Genomic DNA, 21,911 nt, shown 5'->3' with positions numbered 1-21,911 from the left:
CTGCTGACAAAGGTAGGTTATGGAGTAGCTTTTGATCTCTCACTTTGGCCTGTTCAAGCTGTCTCACGGCTACAAATCGGTCTTTTTTTTTAGATCAATGTGGTAGCGATTCAAGACCACTTCGAGTAGTGTTTTGTTGACCAAGGCCTTGCTCTCAGCCTGGAAGAGGGCTGCTTTGAGGCGAGCGTTTTCACGCTTGAGTTCTGCGTACTCTGGATCTACGTCTTTGTTCTTGTTTGTCTTGCTCATAGTGCTTTGGTTGGGTAACTCTACACCAAAGGTACGCAACCAATTTCGAATGGTGCGTGTGGTGATGCCGTAGCGCTGGCTGGTGGTGGCGATGCTCTCGCCTGTGGCTAGGAGGTCATCGATGACTCTCCACTTGAAATCTAGGGGATATCCCTTTCGTCCTCGGTTACTTTTTTCTTGTTTCATTGTTGTTGGGGTTGGCTTCCCGACTGTGTACTATTTCAGGAGAGGACATGTGGCAACCTTTGTGTGTGAGGAGTAGGTTTACAAAGAGACCTTGATACCAGAGAGTCGCATCAGTAGCTGGGGTAGGTCACTGAGGTTGTGTCGCTTTGTGTTGAGCTGTAGTAGCTGATTTCGCAGGGTGGGCGATATGCGCTGCATCGCTGGGGAGAGGTAGAGTAGCATCGGCACCTGCCCTCTAGTCTCGGGAGTCACCTGATCGCCTGAGTAGGGATGCCACTCACCGTATACGCCTACGGGACTACAGAAGATAAGTATCGTGGGGGTGTCCTGGTAGTACGCTATGAGCCGCTTGAGGAGGTCATCCTGATAGTAGACGACGTTGTAGTACTGAGCTAGGTGGTCTAGGGCATCGCCAGACAGGTTTATGTCGGTGTTTGCAGATAGACGGTTGTACCTATAGAACTCCTCGGGGATGCGCCACCAGATGTTACTGCGCGCTCCCATAAGATGAATGGTGGTGAGGCGGGACTGGTCCTTTAGCGGTTTGAGTCGGTTGAGTACAGCATCGTCATAGGGAATTATGTTTGTCCACTCCTGATCGTCTGCACGAAGATTGGTAAAGAAGAGGTCGTCGCAGTCGGCTGCTAGCGGGGGGTAGACATCTAGTCCGTGAGCTATGCGTGGGGTGTTGTCCAGCCAATAGGAGTCGTATCCTGCTACCCGAAAGATACTATAGATAGAGGGGTAGGTATCCCAGCTATTCGGACTGTCTTTAGGACATAGGGAGAGTGTCCAGGCAGCTGCGAGAGCTGCATTGTCCGAGGCGCTATAGACGCTATCAAGCTTGATGAGAGGGCCAGCCTGCAGGAGGGAGTCTATGGTGGGGGTGTTGTCGCTGACGATAGGGTTGTAGCAGTGCATCAGGTGCGGGTAGATATCTTCGGCGACGACCAGCACGACATTGTGCGGTGGTAGGAGAGAGTCTACGGTCACCTCTTGAGGTGTCGCTTGTTGAGGTCTGTAGTCGAGAGCGCAGTGCTTAGCGTTTTGACATAACATACGACTGCTCAGATAAAGGCGTGCTATAGGAGCGTGGAGACTATACTGTATAGCTCCATCGCGAGCCACGACACGAGTCTTGCGTAGGTAGCCAATGCCGAGTATATGTGCTCCTACGAGGACTACTATGAAGAGGATTGTGGAGCTATATTTCTGGAAGCGTGTGATGCGCTTATGGAGAAGTCCCTTTTTAGCATCTTTGGCAAGAGTGATCAGCCAAGAGATGCCGAGCGGTAGGAAGATGGCCAGTAGTAGCTTGCCCCACTCTCGTAGCATGAAGGGCATATCTAGTCGTAGCGACTTGAAGAAGCCGTGTGCCTCTGAACTATTGGTCGCAAAGATAGGCGTGGCGATGGCATCACAGTATGGCATCTGGTAGGTACTGACGAGGTAGAGGTCCATAATGTGTACGGCACTGACCAGTACTAGCTCAGTGATGAGGACTACCCGACGCGTGATGCGATGGGGTATCAGGATGGGGATGACGTAGAGCAGGGTAGCCATCCAGAGGGTGTCCCATATCAAGGGGAGATTTTCTCTAGATAGATAAGGGGCACTCTTGGAGAGTAAGCTGCGGAGGACGAGATTATTGAGCGTCAAGATCGCTAGCATCGCAATCAGTAGCCATACTAGCTGTGGAGTCCTAGCTTTGACTCCCTGGAGGTAGTTGAAGAGTGCCTTTTTCATAACTGATCTGGATGCTTAGGTGTGAAGGTGACCTCAGTGCCAAAGCCTTGTATACGTCTAGGGCGGGTGGCGTCGTACTGAAGACTCCACAGTTGTAAGCGAGGAATGGTATAGTTTGACTGGATCCCCATCAGTCCCATCAGTGAGGAGGTGAAGAGGTCGGTCATGAAGGGCTTGTACCGAGCACGCTGTACGGCTAGTAGGACGTCAGGATTCTCAGCTACAAACTGGTCGGACATATAGACCATGAAGGGGATCTGGAGGGATCTCTCAGAGACTGAGTGAGCTGCTTGATGAGGAGCCTCGGGGTTGTCATAGCGAGCTAGTCCATGATCGGAGAGGTAGATGACTATGGAGGAGCTATGGCTGTAGTACTTGATAATCTCTGAGACGATGTAGTCGTTGTAGAGGATTGAGTTCATATACTCTGCCGAGTTTTGCGCCTCGCCTGAGCTAAGGTGTGGCTCCAAGCGCTGGAGATCTTCAGCCGTAAAGCGACCAAAGCGGTCATGTGGGTATCTATCGGTAAAGTCTGCATGATTGCCCATTAGGTGGGTCATTACTAGTAGATGACCGCTAGGCGAAGTGGTCTGTCGGTAGTCCGTTAGATGTGGGAGGAGGAGTTCATCATACTTGACTCGACCAGCTTTCCAATGAAAAGAACTCGAGGTGCTACCCTCGGTGTAGTAGGAGCTGTCTGCGGTAGAGGCTATGAGCGAAACCTCCTCGATCCAGTCTCCAGCCATCTCCTGATTGCTACACCAGTAGGTTTTGTAGCCTGCAGAGGAGAAAGCGATAGGTAGGGTTGTCGTGGCATCCCAAGGCGCTTGCTCATCCTCTCCTCGTATGGTGAGGACGCGTCGCAGTGATGTGATTGTGTTGGGCTGTGGGCAGACGACATCATCATATAGCGTGAGCGAGCCTGAGCGTACGAGCGAGTCTAGGTGAGGTGTATTCTCTAGTGGGTAGCCGTAGCAGTGCATATCTAGACGACGTAGGGACTCTCCGATGATGACTACCACGTTGTGCGGCTTGCGCTGAGGCATGAGGCGAACGTTGGTCGGGACGTTTTTCCATAAGTTCTGCGCCATGTCATCGTATCGCTTTTGATTAGCAAAGACTCCTAGCGTTGTCCCGATGTAGCGACTCATCATATTGTACTCATGAGCGAGGGTGTAAGCCTCATCATTGGAGATACCTTCGACCACTATTGGGCTAATCTGCATAGCGTGTGGTACACCTGAGATGAGTACCAGCAGTAGCATGAAGAGTACTCCCCAGCCCTTGCGTGTTGACCAGGTCACTAGGCTGATGCCACAGAGCAACCCAATGGCCTCCAGTAGCGTGTGCATTGGCATACTCCATGGTAGTAGCGAGCGACACACCTCATCGGCAGGCATGTAGTACTGCAGCAAGACCGTCTGCGTCAGGAGCGTGCCGTGCTCAGTGAGCAGGTAGTACTCATATATAAATAGTACAGCCGAGAGCAGTACGATCAGACTAGTCCAAGTGATGCGCCACCACCGCTGTGGCAGTATGGCAGGAAGCGTCATCAGTATCGCAGTGCCAGCGATATAGCCTCCTAGCCAAAGCAGCAGAGGCATCTCCATGCGAAGATGTAGTATCATCAAGCTCCCCATAAGCACTTGTAGGAGTGTCAGGAAGGCAAAGAGGGAAGGCATACTACACATACGCCCCCACAGTTGCTTGAGGTAGTCGCCACAGATGGAGAGAAGCCTTTTTATCTTAGGAAACATCAGAATCAAAGATTGCTTGTTAATAGGATCGTTATCAGTCCAGCGCAAAGGCTAGTGCTCGTCGCTCGCTTACTTATCGCTCTGCGCTTTGCAACGTTGGTACAGACGAGTACATGCCTCGGTAAGTAAGTCTAGGACTAGTTCAAAGCCCGAAGCTCCACCGTAATATGGGTCGGGAATGTGGTCCCACGGCATCTGCTCGAGGTAGTCTGCCATGCGAACGACCTTAGCCTGCTGCTCTAGTGTAGGCGCTAGCTCACGTAGCGCCTCGTAGTTGCCATCGTCCATAGCGATGATTAGGTCAAAGGTGTCAAAGTCTCTATCCGTCACCTGCCTCGCCCGATGCGTCATCTCAATTCTTCGTCTTGCCGCATGAGCACGCATTCGTGGATCAGCTAGTTCGCCTTGGTGCCAGCCTCCGATGCCAGCCGAGTCAACCTCAATCCGAGACGAAGCCACAGGGTCTTCGGCTAGGAGCTGCCGCATGATAGCCTCAGCGAGAGGTGAGCGACAGATATTGCCTAGGCAGACGAAGAGGATGCGATAAGGAGCCGTGGTGCTAGAGTCGCTCTGTGCCATCGTGGATGCCTTGCTGTATCGTGTGGTAGACCTCTTCGCGTAGGTCTTGCATCGGCTGATCCGATGTGTGGAACTCACGAGGGTGAACTGGCGGGTGTATGTCTAGGTAGAGGCGACGCCAGTGGGGTAGGAGCGAACCTGCACGCATTACACCATAGGAGCCCGAGATGGATACGGGGATAATGGGGATGTCTAGCTCATCAGCGATCACGAAGCCTCCCTTTTTGAAAGGCTGCATACGCCCCGTGCGGGTACGACTGCCCTCGGGGAAGATAAAGATAGAGTAGCCATCACCGAGCGAGCGCTTCGCTTCGTCTAGCGAATTGCGAATGTTCTGTATGCTATGCCCATTGACAAAGATAAAGCCCGCCACCGCGCACGCTTTGCCCACGAAGGGAACACGCCGTAGCGACTCTTTCATCACCCACTTGAAGGGGATGCCGAGGAAGCCGTAGAGGAGGAAGATGTCGTAGGCTCCCTGGTGGTTTGCCATGACGACGTAGGGACCGGCCTTCTTGTCGTAGTTCTTGCGCCCTCTCACCGTGACGGGACAGAGGGATAGGATTAGTCCTAGCCACGACCAGATGAGTCCTGGGTAATAGCTAAAGAACTTGCCAAAGCCGAGCAAGCATCCCACCGTCATAATGACTGCTAAGATGATGGTAAGGACCGCATAAATGGGAGCTGCAAATAAGACTATATATATAATGTATAGTATCCGTAGTAGCATAGATGAGTTGGATTGTCTCACTTACTGATTCTGTAGCACTTGTCTCTAGGTCACAAAGGTAGTGAAAAAAGCCCTTGACACTCACTCTCTGCTTAATCTAGTGCGCTGTAATTGCTCTCTGTGTCGCTCTACTACCTGTATATAAGCGTATGACGCTGTGCTCTCGTTAGGTAGCGACCGACCGTCTCGGTGACTTCCTCTGGCGTGATCGACTGTATGCGCTCTGCGACCTCTGCGACGCTACTGACCCTGCCGAAGTAGAGGTAGCTTTTGAGCATAGTGATGAGTTCGCTGTCGTGCTGGTCGTTGGCGAGGAGTAGCTGTCCCACGATCTGCTGCTTGCTGATGGCTAGTTGCTCCGCACTCATGGGGCTAGTGACATAGCGATCCAGGATGCTATGCACCGCCTCCACAGCTTGCTGTAGCGTGTCGCTCCCTGTACCTAGGTAAACGTTCCAGACACCATCACTCAGGTAGGGCGTGTAGCTTGCCTCAACACTGTAGACGAGTCCCAGCTCTTCACGCAAATGGAGGTTGAGTTGTGAGGAGATGGCGGGACCACCGACGAAGTTGTTGAAGAGCGTCATAGCGTAGCGCTCACGGTCGTGCAGGCTCGGAGCGTGTGTCCCGATGATGCAGTGGCACTGGTTAGTGCGGTAGTGGTGTGTCTTGGCAATGAGTCGCTCGGGAGTGGTCGCGGGCTTGACCTTTGGCACCTTAAATGGATCTCCCGCAGTTACTCGTGGCTCGCTGTAGAGATGTTCGATCATCTCCACTGCCTTGGCAAAGTCTACCTCGCCCCAGATACCCAGCACCATATTGTCGGGGCGGTAGTACTGATCCATAAAGCGTCGTACCACAGACGAGGAGATACGTCTGACCGACTGCTCGGAGCCTAGGATGTTGTGCGCTAGCGGAGTGCCACCGAAGAGCAACTCCTCAAACTCATCGTATATTCGCTCGCTCGGAGCATCTAGGTAGCTAGCTATCTCCTCGATGATCACCTCCTGCTCCTTGCTTAGCTCTTCGGCTGGTATGTAGCTATTGAGCACGATGTCCGTGAGCAGATGGACGGCTCTGAGTGCGTAGCGTGAGGGGATTGATATGTGCAGAGTCGTATCCTCCTTGGTCGTAAAAGCATTGAGGTCGGCACCCACCGCCTCAACACGATTGACCAAGTGCAGGGCATGTCGTCTATGCGTTCCCTTAAAGAGCATGTGCTCCGTACAGTGCGCCAGTCCATGGTAAGGCTGCGGATCTTGGGCCGACCCCGTCTGTACCATGTAGCCTATATAGGTGACCTGACTGGGGATAGGGTAGTAGACGATACGTAGTCCCTGGGTAGTGGTGTAGTATTGTAGTTGTGGAGATGTCATGATGAGAGGGAGGGGGACTGTCACATAGATCGGTCAACTCAAACGAGAGACCCAGACTACACAAAGCCATGCAGTCTGGGTCTCACTGGATATCGTGATACATACGTATCAGTGTCTATACGACTAGATATGTCGTAGAGGTTATGTAGCTTGTTAGCTTACTCAGCAGCGGGAGCCTCCTCGGTAGCTGGAGCTTCCTCAGCAGCTGGTGCCTCTTCGGTAGCATTAGCCTCTTCGGCAGCCTCAGCTTCAGCCTTTGCAGCGGCCTCTGCCTCAGCCTTCTCGCGCTCGATGGCTGCTTTCTTCTCCTCTAGAGCCTTGCTACGCTCCTTGTTTTGCTCTTCCTCAGCCTCGTGCTGCTTCTGAGCTATATCCTGAGCCTTCTGCTGGTCACGCTCAGCGACTCCCTTGAGGAGCTGCTGCTTGTTCGTGTGCCATGCCTCAAAGCGCTGGTCTGCGACCTCCTGTGTGAATGCGCCCTTAGCGACACCACCATCGAGGTGCTTCTTAAGGAGGACACCCTCACGAGAGAGGATGCGACGTGCGGTGTCACTAGGCTGTGCACCGACCTTGAGCCAATAGAGAGCGCGGTCAAACTTCAAATCTATTGTAGCAGGATTAGTGTTCGGATTATAAGAACCTATCCTCTCAATAAACTTTCCATCCCGTGGAGCCCTGCTATCAGCGATGACGATACGGTAGAAGGGGTAGCCACGACGACCGAATCTTTGTAGTCTGATTTTAGTTGCCATTGTTGATATTGAGATTTGAATGATTTGGATGTCCGTCAAGAGCCTTGGCTCGTACGAACCGTGCAAAGGTACGCAAAAAAGTTTACCCCACCATCACTTTCCCAAGATTTATTGCCGTCTGGCCGTCCGCTCCTCTAGGGGACCGTTCGTTTTCCAACGGTGGAAAGCAAACTTTCCCCCCTTGGAAAACCCTTGGAAACTTACTTTTCCGAGGCTGGAAAGTTTTTGGAAACATCTTGAGGCGGAGCCTTCTGGCGCTCCTGCCGCCGATCAGATCGCATGCGATTCGCGCAACTCCCGAGGGAATCTGAATTGGCTATGGAGGAAACGGTGAGTCTCCACGGAGGAACGGGAAAATTCTTCGGAACTTTGATTTCTTTCTTCCGAAGTTTCATTTCATTCTTCCGAAGTTTTATATCCCGTCTCCGTGGAAAACAAAAGATCTCCACCGAAGCGTTGCGGATTTCCTTAGTGGAGACTAGAAATAAGAGGTTAGATGTTAGAGATTAGAGGGGGGAGCAGTTAGAGGATTCTTTCTGCTTCTTCGTTATATCTTGGCACTGGTCGGAGCGTGGCGGAGGAGGGGCGTGGGGCTTGACCTCAGCTAGCGCCGCGCTTTGTGCAGGGCTATGATACGCTGATTGGAGCTGCCTCTGAAGGGGAGCTGAGGGTCGTAGAGACTCTGTACGAAGCGTCCATCGACGAGTACATCTATATAGTCTAGCAGTGGGGCGCGTGTAGGGTCTTGCTCGATCTGCTCGAGCGTGTAGCCTGTGTAGCACCAGATCTCTAGCCCCGTGTCGTGCTTGAGACGCTTGAGGAGCGTGAGTAGCTCCCCAGGACTGAACATCGGATCCCCTCCACTCAGCGTGATGCCGTCGAGGAGGGGATTGTCGTTGATCTCGTCAATGATCTGCTGCAGGTACTCCTCCGTCAGGGGGGTGCCTACGAGCGGACTGTGACTCTCTGGGTTGTGACACCCAGGACAGTGATGGGAGCAGCCTGCTAAGTAGATGGAGCAGCGTATCCCATCACCGTCGAGGATGGTCTCGGGTATGACCTTGAGGACGTTCATCCGAAAGGCGATAGACGAAGGTTGAGAGGCTAGTGATGCTTGACGCGATCAGCCTCTTCGGCACGCTTGGCGGAGTTCCACGAGGAGAGGTCGCCCGTCAGGTAACCCGTGATGCGACGCATACGTAGTATGTCTTCGCCACCACATATCGGGCACTTTGCATAGATGACCCCTTTGTAGTGACATTCGCGACAAGTGTCTATCGGGTGATTGATAGAGCCGTAGCCAATGTGGTTGTCTTGCATTAGCTTGACAATCTTGGCAATCGCCTTGACATTCTTCTTAGCCTCGCCATCAAGCTCAATATAGGTAATGTGTCCTCCCAGCGTGAGTGCGTGGAAGGGAGCCTCCAGACGTATCTTGTCCGCAATGTGGATCTCCTCCTTGACATCAATGTGGAAGGAGTTGACATAGTAAGCTCTATCGTTGACCCCCTCAATGACCCCGTAGCGCTTACGGTCGAGGCGTGTGAAGCGCCCTGAGAGACCCTCAGCTGGAGTGGCTAGTACGGAGTAGTTGAGGTGGTAGCGCTCCTTAAACTCCTGTGCTACCTCACCAATGATCTCAACACAGTGGTAGAGCGTGTGCCAAGCGTCTTCGTTGGTGCCGTGTCCCTCACCGTAGATGGCGCACATAGCGTTGTGCCCACCGATGAAGCCGATGCCGAGCGTACCGCTGTCTATCACGTGACCGACGGGGTCGTTGGGACGCAGGGCACCACCGCCCTTCCAGACATCATTGCCCATCATGAAGGGGAACTGACGCGCCAAGGCTGTCGCCTGAAATTCGTAACGGGTGTGTAGCTGCTCGCCCACGAGCTGAGCCATTTCCCGAATTGAAGCGTAGAGCTTATTGATCGCTATACTGCGCATCTTGCCTATATCCTCCTTCGTACCCATCTGCTCCTTAGCATAGCGCATAGCTTCGATGGCTAGGCGAGGTAGATTGATCGTCGTAAAGGAGAGATTGCCACGACCGATCGAGGTGCGTGGCCCATTGATATTCTCAAAGACACGCGTACGACATCCCATCGTTGCGATCTCATGGCGGTAGCGTAGCGGATCATTGGCATCCCACTCATCACTATGATTGAAGGGCGTATCGAGGAAGACAAAGTTGGGGAAAAGCGCCTTCGCCGTTGTCTCGCAAGCCTTCAGGAAGAGGTCAAAGTTTGGCGTCTCAAACTCTATCTCCCCAGCCACAGCACGGTCGAAGTCTTTCATTGCACGGTCGAAGTCCGCCTCGGAGTAGTTGACACCATCCTTGACCTTAAAGATCTGTATCGGGAAGACTGGCACTTCGCCACCTACGCCGAGCCCTTCGGTGGTCGCTTTCATCAGCTCCTCAATGACCATACGTCCTTCGGCCGAGGTGTCGGTACCATAGTTGATCGAGCTGAAGACAACCTGATTGCCACCACGCGAGTGCATCGTGTTGAGGTTGTGAATGAAGCCCTCCATCGCCTGATGCGTGTCACGACGTGTGCGCTCGATCGCTTGATTGATCAGGTAGACCAGTTCTTTGCGTGGTATCTCCTTATTGACCCGCTGGCTTAAAGCTTGACACAGATTCGTCACCGCCGTCGAGGTTGGGACGATACTATCTAGATGCTGACCAGCCAGCTCTCGTATCTCTTGCACTGAGGGCAGGTCTGTAGCTCCCTGGCAGTGAAGGAATAGGCGGGCCGTGTCAGCGATATGCTTGAGAAAAGTCTTGTAGACGCCAGGAGCCATGAAGAAGTCAAAGGCTGGTATCGCCTGTCCTCCATGCTGCTCGTTTTGATTCGTCTGGAAGACGATTGTCGCCAGCGTGGCATAGCTCTGGATGCTCTGAGGCGTGCGTATGCTACCATTCTTCGTGTGGAAGCCCCGCTCGTAGAGATCCGCTAGGTCGTACTGGATACAGGTGGTCGTCTTGGTAGGGTAGTAGTCAAGATCGTGGATGTGGATATCGCCACGACGGTGCGCCTCAGCATACTGCGTGGGGAGCAGGTAGCGGTAGGTGTAGTCCTTAGAGACTTCAGATGCGAAGGTCATCATCTGCCCAGCGGGCGTGTGACTGCTCATATTGGCGTTGCTCAGATTGACATCGTTGCTGTCGATGGTTACGATGCCGTCGAGATTGCGCTTGAGCTCGCTCTTCTTCTGACGCTCCGTGTTGCGCCACTCGCGATAGAGTATGTAGCGCTTAGCCACCTCAGGCTGAACCTTCATGAGCTCGCTCTCGACGAGATCCTGCACCTCCTCGACAGAGATGACCTCCTGCTCGATGCGTCCGAGGACACCCATGGTTACAGTCTTCGCCTCTTGGAGACACTCGGTCTGACCTGTGGCGATGTAGGCTTTGAGAACGGCGTTCTCAATCTTGGACGGGGTAAATGGCTCCTGAAGCCCATCCCGCTTGATGATTTGTTTGATAGTTGTTGTCATACTTCAATTCCCGAAAGTAATGTAGGTTGCTCCCGCTTCGTCCATCTCTCGTGCGACTGCCGCTCTTCTAGCGACACTCCTCGTCTTATCCCTTACGATCTCTGTATGCTAGGGTCGGTCTTCTGACTTATCTCGTCGGGACTATGCTCTATGTAGCGTAGTCCTGCTCGGAGTAATCTCCTTCCCATCTTATGAAGCTAAGACAGTGGATATGTGATCCTCCTCCAAGGCGAGAATTACAGCAGCGGGTTCTGTACTGGACTCACACCAGTTTCCCAGTGACTAGGCGATATATGCTAGTACACCCTATTATATATAGATCGCAGATTGACGAAAGAAGGGGTTGCGTAGGGCATCCTTGTTTGTTGCGAGTGCAATATTACTGCTTTCCTACGAGATGACCAAATAAAACAACTTCAAAAACGATGGTTGTTGAAAAGTTGTCCAAAAGTAAATTGCAATAACTTGTATATTAGTCGTTTGCGAAAAATGAGCTTTTCGGAAGTTTTCCAATTAGGATCTTTGGTCTCTCTACTTTGTCTACTAAGTTGTCGGTATTGGATAGCTTTTCCTTAGTAAAGTGGGAGGCAAAAGCAAATTCAAAGCGCAACCTTTTTGTAGTATCAAAAGTTTGTTGTACTTTTGCATCGTCAATGAGACGCCGAAATAGCTCAGTTGGTAGAGCAACTCATTCGTAATGAGTAGGTCGCCGGTTCGAGTCCGGCTTTCGGCTCTTATCTTGTTTCGCTAGGGCGTCGTCTATAGTGGTCTACCCGACCCTGTAGGGGGTGCCTTTTTCCTTATACACTAAATAGTACTACAATGAAATCAGATATTCAGATAGCTCGTGAGTGTCAGCTCAAGCCTATTGAGGAGATCGCTCACCAGCTCCACATCACAGATAGTGAGTTAGAGCCTTACGGCCACTACATTGGCAAGGTCGCCCTCGAGCGGATAGACCCCGACAAGGTAGCTCAGAGTAACCTCATCCTCGTGACCGCCATCACACCGACCAAGGCGGGTGTCGGTAAGACAACCGTCTCTATCGGTCTAGCCCTCGGGCTTAACAAGATCGGCAAGAGTGCTGCCGTAGCGCTTCGCGAGCCTTCCCTCGGCCCCTGCTTCGGTATGAAGGGTGGTGCCGCTGGTGGTGGTTACGCTCAGGTACTCCCGATGGAAAACATCAACCTCCACTTCACGGGCGACTTTCACGCCATCACCTCAGCGCACAACATGATTACGGCGCTCCTGGACAACTATATCTATCAGAATAGGAATAGCTGTGAGGGACTCTCCGAGGTGCTCTGGAAGCGCGTCCTTGACGTTAACGACCGCTCTCTGCGCAACTGCATCACGGGCCTCGGAGGCGTCGGCAATGGCGTCCCCACGGAGACTGGCTTTGACATCACCCCTGCGAGTGAGATCATGGCGATCCTCTGCCTCGCTTCAGACCTAGACGACCTGCGTCGTCGTATCGACAACATTCTCCTCGGCTACACCAAGACTAAGGAGCCATTTCGTGTCAAGGACCTGGGCATCGGTGGCGCTATCACCATCCTTCTAAAGGATGCAATCAAGCCAAACCTCGTCCAGACCACCGAAGGAACCCCCGCCTTCATCCATGGAGGGCCCTTTGCCAACATTGCTCACGGATGTAACTCCATCCTCGCCACGAAGATGGCTATGTCTTGCTGCGACTACACCATCACGGAGGCTGGCTTCGGTGCCGATCTCGGTGCGGAGAAGTTCCTCGATATCAAGTGCCAAGTAGCAGGTATAGCGCCTAAACTAACGGTCATCGTCGCTACCCTCGCTGGTCTTAAGATGCACGGTGATGTCCACGAAAAGCAAATCTACGAGAAGGACATAGAGGGTGTCCGTAAGGGTCTTGCGAATCTAGACCGTCACGTGCACAATCTGCACAACTTCGGGCAGACGGTGGTCGTTGCCTTCAACCGTTACGCTACCGATACCGACGAGGAGATCGAGATCGTCCGCAATCACTGCGAGCAGGTCCTAGGCTGTGGCTTTGCGATCAACAATGCTTACAGCGAGGGTGGCAAGGGCGCTACCGAGCTGGCGAAGCTGGTCGTCAAGATGATCAAGGAGCACCCCTCAGAGCCTATCGATCACGTCTACCAGCTCAGCGAGCCAGTCAAGACGAAGGTAGAGCACATCGCCAAGCGCATCTACGGCGCTGCCAACGTGACCTATAGTAGTAAGGCTGAGAAAAAGCTTGCTCGTATCCAAGAGCTTAATATGGAGCGTTATCCCATTTGTATCGCCAAGACGCAGTACTCCTTCTCGGCAGATCCCAAGGGGTATGGCGACATGCGAGACTTTGATATGAAGGTCGAGGATATTGTCCTCAACAGTGGCGCCGAGATGATTGTCGTCATCATGGGTAGCATCATGCGTATGCCAGGCCTCCCCAAGGAGCCACAGGCCGTCCATATGGACATCATCGATGGTCAGATCGAGGGACTGAGCTAGCAAGCTACCCTCCACATAGAGACTACTGCACTGATCAGTAGCTCTCTCTCTCAGAGTTAGGTCGCATGGGAGACTACATTGCCGTAGTTCCTATGCGACCTCTTCGTTTCCTATCTCCTCATACGAGTGGTGCGCCTGCCTTGATAAAATGTGTCTTGTATCGTGCTCGTTTAGTAGTATATACGAGTTCCAAAAAGAGTCCCCCTCTTGAAACTTTTTAGTTCCAAAGCAGGAACTTTTCGGTTCCTGCGGGCTTTTCGTCTAAGCGCCCCCTTTTGCCAAGAGAGACGCCTTCGGTAAAATCAAAAAAAGCGTTGCATGGCTGACGGATTTACTAGATGACTTCACCGACAGCTTGAGGAAATCGACCAATTCCTCGGTGGAGATTTTTGATTATCCAGCGAGGAAACAAAAAATTCATCGGAACTTCGAAATCTTTCTTCCGAAGTTTCATTTCATTCTTCCGAACTTTTATTTCGGCCCTCCGTGGGGAATTTTCGTTTCCTCGTTGGATATTTACGATTTCCTCGGGAGCAATTGAATGTGAGGATGGTCTGAACGCTTGATTTGCGAGATTAAAAAGTTTGTCTTACCTTTGTCCTCACGTGATGACAAGAGGCTCCGAAGAGGTCTTGGATCGTAGTGGATGGATTTGATAAGCTTGCAACCACTTAGAAAAATGCTAAAAACTTACCTCCCCACCTCTCTAGAAGAGACCGCTGGAGGACCTTTCTAAGCAAGCATAGAGACATCGAAAGCACCCCACGAGCTGATCCGTCAGACTGGTGGGGTGCTCTCTTGTTGTGGCGAGAGACTCTTGCTTAGTCAAGAAGTCTCAACTCAACACTTATTTATCTCAATAGTATATCAGCAGTATGAACTACTTCTTTACATCAGAATCGGTGTCTGAAGGACATCCAGATAAGGTGGCAGACCAAGTGTCAGATGCCATCGTGGATCAGCTCCTAGCGGGGGATCCTAACTCGCGTGTCGCCTGTGAGACGCTTGTCACTACGGGACAGGTGATCGTGTCGGGCGAGGTGCGTAGCAATGCCTATGTAGATCTAGATGCGACGGTGAGACGGGTCGTCGATCGTATCGGGTATAATAAGCCTGAGTATGGCTTTGACGCTCGTAGCTGTGGCATACTGAGCGCTATCCATGATCAGAGCAACGATATCAACCGTGGTGTGGATCGTGGCAATCCTGAGGAGCAGGGTGCTGGCGACCAGGGGATGATGTTTGGCTATGCAACGACCGAGACGGCCAACTATATGCCTCTGCCTCTGGACCTCTCTAATGCGCTCCTCTTCGAGCTTGCTGAGATACGCAAGAAGGAGCCTGAGCTGATGCCTTACCTAAGACCTGACGCCAAGAGCCAGGTGACGGTAGAGTATGATGAGAATAACCACCCCGTGCGCATTGACACGATCGTCTTGAGCACGCAGCACGATGAGTTTATCAAGCCTACCGACGACTCTTACGAGGCGCAGCATGCGGCCGACCTGAAGATGCAGGAGCAAATAACGGCGGATATACGACGCTACCTCCTCCCTCGTGTGGAGAAGTACTATCCGCAGTACGCAGACCTCTTTGCAGTACAGGAGTATCGTCTGCTGGTCAACCCGACGGGCAAGTTTGTCATCGGTGGCCCTCACGGAGACACAGGACTCACAGGGCGTAAGATCATCGTGGACACTTACGGTGGGCGCGCTTCCCATGGTGGTGGCGCTTTCTCGGGCAAGGATAGCTCTAAGGTAGACCGCTCTGGAGCCTATGCAGCTCGCCATATTGCCAAAAACATGGTGGCTGCGGGCATTTGCTCAGAGATGCTGGTACAGCTCTCCTACGCTATCGGTGTGGCAGAGCCTGTGAGCATCTACGTCCACACTTCGGGTAAGAAGATCAATATGAGCGATGGCGAGATAGCGCAGCGAGTTTTGCGCATCTTTGACTTGAGACCGTACGCTATCGAGCGACGCTTTGACCTACGCAAGCCGATCTATGAGGAGACTGCTGCTTATGGTCACTTCGGACGTGATGTGCGTCGGGTCAAGAAGAGCTTCGAGACATTTCACCGAGGCACTATCGAGATAGAGGTCGAGCTCTTCCCCTGGGAGAAGCTGGACTATGTGGAGCGGATACAGCAGGAGTTCGGACTCTAATATCTGCTAGGTCTATGCCTCGTCTCTCGGATAGTCTCAAGGCTAAGGAGCGTCTCTTGTTGCAAACCTATCTCAAGGCGCAGGGGATGAACCGTAGCCGTGTGCGTGAAGCTATCCTAGATCTGATAGGAGAGCAGATGGGTATCTTCTCATCGGAGGATCTGATAGCACTCGCTCGGGAGCGACAGATGGCTATCGGAGAGTCTTCAATCTATGGTTGCATAGACCTCTTTGTCAAGATCGGTATCCTGCTACCTCTACCGATGGGGCTAGCAGGGTCATTGGTGCGGAAGTCACTGTGTCATGGCAAGGCTTTACTGCTGTGCCGGCACTGTGGCTCCGCATTGCTACATCGTAGCGCAGCGGCACTGACGGAGCTACAGACGGTCACGCCACCTCGCTTCAGCGATGTCACGCCACTACTGCTCTACTGGGGGGTCTGCCCTCAGTGCTATCGCCTCGGACGACGATAGGACTACACGGCAGTGCAATGTAGTACTGCCCTCTGAAAGCGCTGGGTGAGGGTTCATAATCGCTTAATGGAACGTCACGGGAGCATCAAAAGGTCGTTGTCGTATTAAACGACAAAGCCCTATTTGCCTCTAAATGGGTATTCCTGCAAGAACCGACTCGGGCGTTAGCGCTGTGAAGAGGGGTTCGCTATACACCTATTATTATATGAGGCAACAGAAACATCTCATCTCTGGGTGGCGCTATGTGATGCTACCATGCTTATTACTGCTTACACTGACGCTCTCGGCGCAGCAACCGGATACGCTCGTGCTGACGCTAGACCAGAGCATCACTCTCGGACTGGAGCAGAGCCCGATGGTGCTGGGCAAGGATGTGGCGCTGGTCAACCAAATGTATGCTGAGCGGGAGGCGCAGAGCGCTCTCTACCCGCAACTATCGCTCTCGGGCAACTACGGCTACACGCTCAAGAAGCAGCGCATCTACTTCGACGGGATGCCTGGTATGGGCGCTATGCCTGGCATGGAAAACGGTATTGAGGTGGGTCGTACGCACAATATACAGCTGGGACTACAAGCTGGTATGCCACTCGTCAATGCAACGCTCTGGCAGGCGCTACAGATCAATCGTACGCAGGTGGACCTAGCACTACAGCAGGCCTCGCAGTCTCGTCAGGAGTTGGTCGGACAGATCAAGAAAGCCTTCTACACGGTGCTCCTCGCACAGGAGTCTTGCGAGACGTTGCAGCAGAGTATGCGCAATGCGGAGCTGAACCTCGAGCGGGTCACTCAGCGGTACGAAGCGGGGCTCGTGGCGGAGTATGACAAGATGCGTGCTGAGGTACAGTACGCTAATATCAAGCCCTCGGTACTGCAGGCGGAGCAGGGTGTTGACCTAGCCTATATGCAGTTGGCTGTGCTCCTAGGACTAGACCCACACACAGGTCTGCGACTGGTGGGACACCTTCAGGACTACCAAGCCGAGAGCCAGCAACTCATAGCGCAGGTGCCGACGACCGACTCGCTTTGGCTCACAACCAATCCAACCTTGCGGGCGCTAGAGCTACAGCAGCAGATAGCGGACGAGAGTATTAAGCTCTCCAAGCTGAGCTGGGTGCCTTCGATATCACTAGGGGCGAACTACAATTACAACTTCTCGTCAAACGACTTTGACCTCTCGAAGAGTCGTCTCTGGGTTCCCTTTTCTGTCGTGAGCCTACAGTTTCAATTCCCGCTCTTCACGGGGCTTAAGAACTACTACACTACGCGGCAAGCCAAGGGGCGAGCCTTGCTCCTGAAGCTCCAGCGACAAGATGCTGAGCGGTCACTCACGCTCGGCATGCAGCATCAGCGAGACCAAGCGCGCAAGGCTCAGGAGCAGTACAATACGGCGACGCAGATACAGGCGACAGCCGAGCGGGGCTACACCATCGCACAGCGTATGTACGACAAGGGGATGGGTACGCTCCTAGAGGTCAACGATGCTGAGCTGGCGCTCCTACAGGCTCGGCTTAATCAGACTCAGGCGCTCTACGACTACCTCATAGCGGGCGTGGAGATAGAGCAACTCATAGCCCCCGAGACACCGCTCTCCGCTGATCCACGCAGTGATTACGAGGAGCGTCTCAACTCGATCAAACGAATGACACGATACTTCTAGCGATACAAACCATTTCAAGACAAACAGACTATCCTATGTTTCTCTCTATACGTACAGTTGCTCCCATAGCACTGAGCTTAGCTCTTCTATCTCTTACCAGTTGTCACTCTGCGAGCAAGGATGGCAAGACCTCCTTTTCGCATACGATTGACTCGACAGACATCAAGCATGTAGAGGTGGCGACCGTCTCGGTGCAGACGCTCCCAGACCTACAAGAGTACACCAGCACGGTCGAGGCTAAGGTGACTAACCAGATAGCACCGCAGATGGCTTCCCGCATCAAGCGCATCTATGTAGAGGTGGGGCAGCAGGTCTCTCGTGGACAGCTCCTCGCTGAGATGGATCACAGCCAGCTGGAGCAGGCGCGTCTACAGGTTGAGGAGCGCAAGAGCGCACTGGCTCGTATAGACGAGCTCTACAAGATAGGTGGCATATCGCAGTCGGAGTGGGAGGCGACACGGCGAGCCCTCACGCTGGCTCAGACGAGCTACAATAATATAAAGGAGAACACGCAGCTCCGTAGCCCTATCTCGGGTGTGGTCACAGCGCGCAACTACGATGCGGGCGATATGATGTCTCCGCAGATGCCTCTGCTCGTTGTGGAGCGTGTCAACCCAGTGGTCCTACGGGTCAATCCCTCGGAGCGTTACTACGGGCAGATGACCAAAGGAATGCCTGTGACGATTACTTCGGAGTCCCTGCCTGACGAGACTTTTGCTGGTAAGATTTCGCTGAAGTATCCGACGATCAATCCACAGACCCATACCTTTACGATGGAGATTGAGGCGACCAATCCTGAGCGCAAGCTAGTACCTGGACAGTACGCCCGTATCTCGATCAACCTAGGCGACAAGGAGTACACGGTAGTCCCGACGGAGAGCATCGTCAAGCAGATAGGCAGTGCTGAGCAGTGCGTCTACATCGTACGGGACGGCATCGCCCATCGGCAGGTGGTCCTCGTAGAGCGTACCATTGGTAAGTACACGGCCATCAGTGAGGGCGTTTCGCCAGGCGATGTCGTAGTCACGACTGGAGCCAGCATCCTGTCCGATCAGATGCCTGTACAGGTTTCGCAGGCTCAGCAATAGTCCTCCCAACACACAGCACTTTGCCTTTAGCTTATGAGTCTTTATCAATCAGCCGTCCGCCGTCCTGTCACCACGATCATGATCTTCGTCGGGGTGGTCGTCTTGGGTCTCTTTGCCCTGACACGCCTGCCGATAGACCTCCTGCCCGATATGCAGGTCAATCGGATTATGATCGTCACCTCTTACTCAGGAGCCGCTCCTGAAGAGGTGGAAAACAACGTTACCAAGCCGATCCAAAACGTCCTCAACGGTATCAACGGAGTCAAGCACATCACCTCGCAAAGCAAGGAAAATGTCTCTGTCGTCACGCTGGAGCTCCGAGAGGGACTGGACATCGAAAGCGCGATCAACGATACCCGCGACAAGATCAGTGCTATCACGGAGGCGCTCCCCGACGGAGCTGGCACGCCAAACATTATCAAGTTTGGCATGGATGACATCCCAATCCTCATGCTCTCGATCAAGTCTGACGCTAGCTCTAAGTCGCTCTACAAAATCCTAAACGATCAGTTGATAACCCCTCTAGGACGCATTGACGGGGTGGGGGGCGTCAACCTACTAGGCGCTAGGCAGCGTCAGATCAATGTCTACTGCGACCCGCACAAACTCGAGAGCTACGGCATCACGGTCGGAGATGTGAGCAACCTCATAGCAGTGGCAAATCGAAACGTCTCGGCAGGATCGATGAACTTAGAGACGAGCAAAATCTCCCTCCGAGCTATCGGTGAAATCGTAGACCCGAAGCAGCTAGAGGAGCTACCCATAACGAGCTTCGGTGGTCAGACGATCTACCTGCGAGACGTGGCGAGTGTCGTCGATGGCGACCCTGAGCAACAGACGCTCTCCTACGTGGATAATCAAAGGGGTGCTATGCTCATGCTGATGAAGCAATCGGGAGCCAACACGGTTCAGGTGAATAAGCGTGTCCTCAAGGCACTCCCTCAGATTGTGAAGAATCTCCCATCGGATATCAAGATAGAGGTGGTTATGGATCAGAGCGACTTCATCGTGCGCTCGATCAATAGTCTGAGTTCAACGATTGCTATCACCTTCTGCGTCGTAATGTTCATCGTCCTGCTCTTCTTAGGTCGTTGGCGCGCCACCTTTATCATCGTATTGACGATTCCGATCTCGTTGCTCTCGGCTTTCATATACCTACTGCTGACGGGCAATTCGCTCAATATTATCTCGCTTAGCTCGCTCTCTATAGCCATCGGTATGGTGGTGGACGATGCTATTGTGGTGCTGGAAAACATTACCAACCACATCGAGCGGGGAAGCTATCCCAAGCAAGCTGCCGTCCATGCGACGAATGAGGTGGCTCTCTCAGTCATCGCCTCCACGCTGACGATGCTGGCGGTCTTCCTCCCGATGGTGATGATGCAGGGCATGGCGGGACTGCTCTTCCGTCAGCTCGGCTGGATCGTCAGTATCGTGATGATCGTCTCGACCATCTGTGCGCTTGCCCTGACACCTACGCTCTGTGCTCACATGCTCCGAGCCAATCGCCAGCGTCAGGAGGGGAGAGTAGCGCAAAAGATCCTACGCCCATTCAACGACTTCATCCAGCGACTCACACTCTTTTACCAGAGGACGCTAGCCTGGGTGCTACGACACAAGTGGCTCACGGTAGGTTTGTCCTTAGCTATCTTTGTGCTATCACTCACGCTGGGTTCGCTGGTTAAGACCGAGTTCATGCCACAGGGAGACAGCGGATATATCTTTGTCAAGGCGTATTATCCCGTAGGCACAACCATAGACCGTCCACTCGCTGAGGGACATCGCCTCACCGATGAGTGGCGCAAGAAGTATCCCGAGATAGCGATGCTTCAGTTCTCCACGGGGCAAGCGGATGCTTTTCAGTCTGGAGCCTCGACGCTAGCTCAGGACAATGCGGATAATATCCTCTCCTTTAGTATCAAGCTCGTTGAAGCGAATCAGCGCACACGCTCTACGCAAGAGGTTGCGGCCGAGATACGTCGTGATCTAAGCGCCACGCCTGGCATCAAGCAGTACAACGTCTCCATTCAGACTGGTGGCGGGGGGCAGCAGAGCACTGTCAATGTTGATATTTACGGGCACGACTTTGCCGTCACCGATCAGATCTCCAAAGCGTTTATGGCAGAGATTAGGAAGTCTCCAGCTTGCGCTCAGGCTCTGAGCAATCGGGATGAGTTTATGCCTGAGTACCAAGTCCTCTTCGACCCGCAACGTCTCGCCGAGCATGGCTTGACCAATAGTATGGTAGCTAGCTACCTGCGCAACAGTATCTACGGGGCTACCGCCTCTTTCTATCGTGAGGACGGGCAGGAGTATGAGATTCGTGTGCGACTAGCTCCGGAGTTCAGACGCAGCCTAGACGATGTCGCTCAGACACTCGTACGTACCCCGCAGGGAACGAGTGTACGACTAGGTGAACTGGGCAAGGTCGAGGAGCACTTTGCGCCCCCCGCCATTTACCAGAAAGACCGCTCACGTGTCGTCACCATTGCCCTCACGCCAGCGCCCAAGGCAGCCCTCTCAGATCTCGTTCGCACCGCTCAGAAGACGCTTGACGGGATGGATATGCCCGAGGGCGTAAGCTACGAAATCACGGGAGCTTTCGAGCAGCAGCAAGAGGCTTTTGCAGACTTAGGGACGCTCCTGCTCCTCATTGTCTTCCTAGTCTTCATCGTTATGGCTGCGGAGTTTGAGAGTTTGGCCTCCCCGTTTGTCATTATGTTCTCCGTGCCTTTTGCCTTTACAGGCGTCATCCTCGGTTTGCTCCTGACGGGTGTCCCCTTGAGCATCATTGCCTTCATCGGAGCGATCATGCTCGTCGGTATCGTGGTGAAGAATGGTATCGTCCTGATTGACTACACCATACTCAATCGTGAGCGTGGCATGTCCGTACGCACAGCGCTACTCCATGCGGGGGCATCGCGTCTGCGTCCTGTGCTGATGACGACCCTCACGACCGTCTTCGGTATGATCCCGATGGCTATCGGCATCGGAGAGGGTAGCGAGATGTGGCAACCGATGGGTGTCACGGTAGCCTTCGGTCTGACTATCTCGACGCTGGTCACGCTCCTCCTGATTCCCTGTATCTATGCGCTGGTTTCTCGCCGTCAGATACGGCGTCGGCGCAAGAAAAGTCTCAAAAACAACCACCTCTAA

Annotated in this window: 15 protein-coding genes, 1 tRNA gene and 1 riboswitch; of the genes, 7 read left to right on the top strand and 9 right to left on the bottom strand. The window is 53.2% G+C overall.

Going from position 1 to position 21,911, the window contains the following annotated elements; genetic code table 11:
* Positions 1-69: 69 nt before the first annotated feature.
* From PORUE0001_RS04055 to PORUE0001_RS04015, 9 genes are all read right to left on the bottom strand, one after another.
* Positions 70-435 carry a transposase gene (locus PORUE0001_RS04055; RefSeq protein ID WP_007364921.1) on the bottom strand — a complete coding sequence of 122 codons (366 nt, stop codon included), beginning with the start codon at positions 433-435 and terminating at the stop codon, positions 70-72.
* 78 nt (positions 436-513) lie between these two features.
* A complete protein-coding gene (locus tag PORUE0001_RS04050) occupies positions 514-2,181 on the bottom strand; it encodes a sulfatase-like hydrolase/transferase (protein ID WP_007365151.1) in 1,668 nt (555 codons plus the stop codon).
* A complete protein-coding gene (locus PORUE0001_RS04045) occupies positions 2,178-3,938 on the bottom strand; it encodes a phosphoethanolamine transferase (protein WP_007365195.1) in 1,761 nt (586 codons plus the stop codon). Before PORUE0001_RS04045 ends, PORUE0001_RS04050 begins: the two co-directional genes overlap by 4 nt.
* Positions 3,939-4,007: 69 nt before the next feature.
* Positions 4,008-4,517, bottom strand: coding sequence for a low molecular weight protein-tyrosine-phosphatase (locus PORUE0001_RS04040; RefSeq protein WP_007365157.1), 510 nt, complete (start codon positions 4,515-4,517; stop codon positions 4,008-4,010).
* Complete coding sequence (locus tag PORUE0001_RS04035; protein ID WP_007365161.1) at positions 4,498-5,247, bottom strand: lysophospholipid acyltransferase family protein; 750 nt, start codon at positions 5,245-5,247, stop codon at positions 4,498-4,500. The genes PORUE0001_RS04040 and PORUE0001_RS04035 overlap by 20 nt, the downstream gene beginning before the upstream one ends.
* A gap of 131 nt (positions 5,248-5,378) precedes the next feature.
* Positions 5,379-6,647: a M16 family metallopeptidase gene (locus PORUE0001_RS04030; protein WP_232501414.1), complete on the bottom strand. Its 1,269-nt coding sequence runs from the start codon at positions 6,645-6,647 to the stop codon at positions 5,379-5,381.
* A gap of 134 nt (positions 6,648-6,781) precedes the next feature.
* A complete protein-coding gene (locus tag PORUE0001_RS04025) occupies positions 6,782-7,375 on the bottom strand; it encodes a 30S ribosomal protein S16 (protein WP_007365143.1) in 594 nt (197 codons plus the stop codon).
* 604 nt (positions 7,376-7,979) lie between these two features.
* The gene (nrdG, locus tag PORUE0001_RS04020) at positions 7,980-8,450 is read right to left on the bottom strand and encodes an anaerobic ribonucleoside-triphosphate reductase activating protein (protein WP_007365183.1); all 471 of its coding nucleotides are present in this window, start codon (positions 8,448-8,450) and stop codon (positions 7,980-7,982) included.
* 29 nt (positions 8,451-8,479) lie between these two features.
* Positions 8,480-10,879, bottom strand: coding sequence for an anaerobic ribonucleoside triphosphate reductase (locus PORUE0001_RS04015; RefSeq protein ID WP_007365132.1), 2,400 nt, complete (start codon positions 10,877-10,879; stop codon positions 8,480-8,482).
* Between the two features lie 94 nt (positions 10,880-10,973).
* Positions 10,974-11,203: riboswitch (cobalamin riboswitch) on the bottom strand.
* Positions 11,204-11,539: 336 nt separating this feature from the next.
* Here PORUE0001_RS04015 and PORUE0001_RS04005 point away from each other — a divergent pair.
* The 7 genes from PORUE0001_RS04005 (at position 11,540) to PORUE0001_RS03975 (ending at position 21,911) form a co-directional block, all read left to right on the top strand.
* Positions 11,540-11,612: transfer RNA gene (locus PORUE0001_RS04005), tRNA-Thr, on the top strand.
* 89 nt (positions 11,613-11,701) lie between these two features.
* A complete protein-coding gene (locus tag PORUE0001_RS04000; protein ID WP_007365149.1) occupies positions 11,702-13,372 on the top strand; it encodes a formate--tetrahydrofolate ligase in 1,671 nt (556 codons plus the stop codon).
* A gap of 875 nt (positions 13,373-14,247) precedes the next feature.
* Positions 14,248-15,537, top strand: a complete 1,290-nt coding sequence (gene metK / locus PORUE0001_RS03995) for a methionine adenosyltransferase (protein ID WP_007365156.1) — start codon at positions 14,248-14,250, stop codon at positions 15,535-15,537.
* Between the two features lie 14 nt (positions 15,538-15,551).
* Positions 15,552-16,010, top strand: a complete 459-nt coding sequence (locus tag PORUE0001_RS03990; RefSeq protein ID WP_007365189.1) for a transcriptional repressor — start codon at positions 15,552-15,554, stop codon at positions 16,008-16,010.
* A gap of 205 nt (positions 16,011-16,215) precedes the next feature.
* Entirely contained in the window at positions 16,216-17,667 is a 1,452-nt protein-coding gene (locus PORUE0001_RS03985; protein WP_007365130.1) for a TolC family protein, read from the top strand.
* Positions 17,668-17,702: 35 nt separating this feature from the next.
* Entirely contained in the window at positions 17,703-18,755 is a 1,053-nt protein-coding gene (locus PORUE0001_RS03980) for an efflux RND transporter periplasmic adaptor subunit (protein WP_007365172.1), read from the top strand.
* Positions 18,756-18,788: 33 nt separating this feature from the next.
* Complete coding sequence (locus PORUE0001_RS03975; protein ID WP_007365197.1) at positions 18,789-21,911, top strand: efflux RND transporter permease subunit; 3,123 nt, start codon at positions 18,789-18,791, stop codon at positions 21,909-21,911.

It is taken from the genome of Porphyromonas uenonis 60-3 (assembly GCF_000174775.1).
Lineage (GTDB): Bacteria > Bacteroidota > Bacteroidia > Bacteroidales > Porphyromonadaceae > Porphyromonas > Porphyromonas uenonis_A.
The sequence above is the reverse complement of the archived record's forward strand: the minus strand, read 5'-3'. Positions and strand labels throughout refer to the sequence as shown.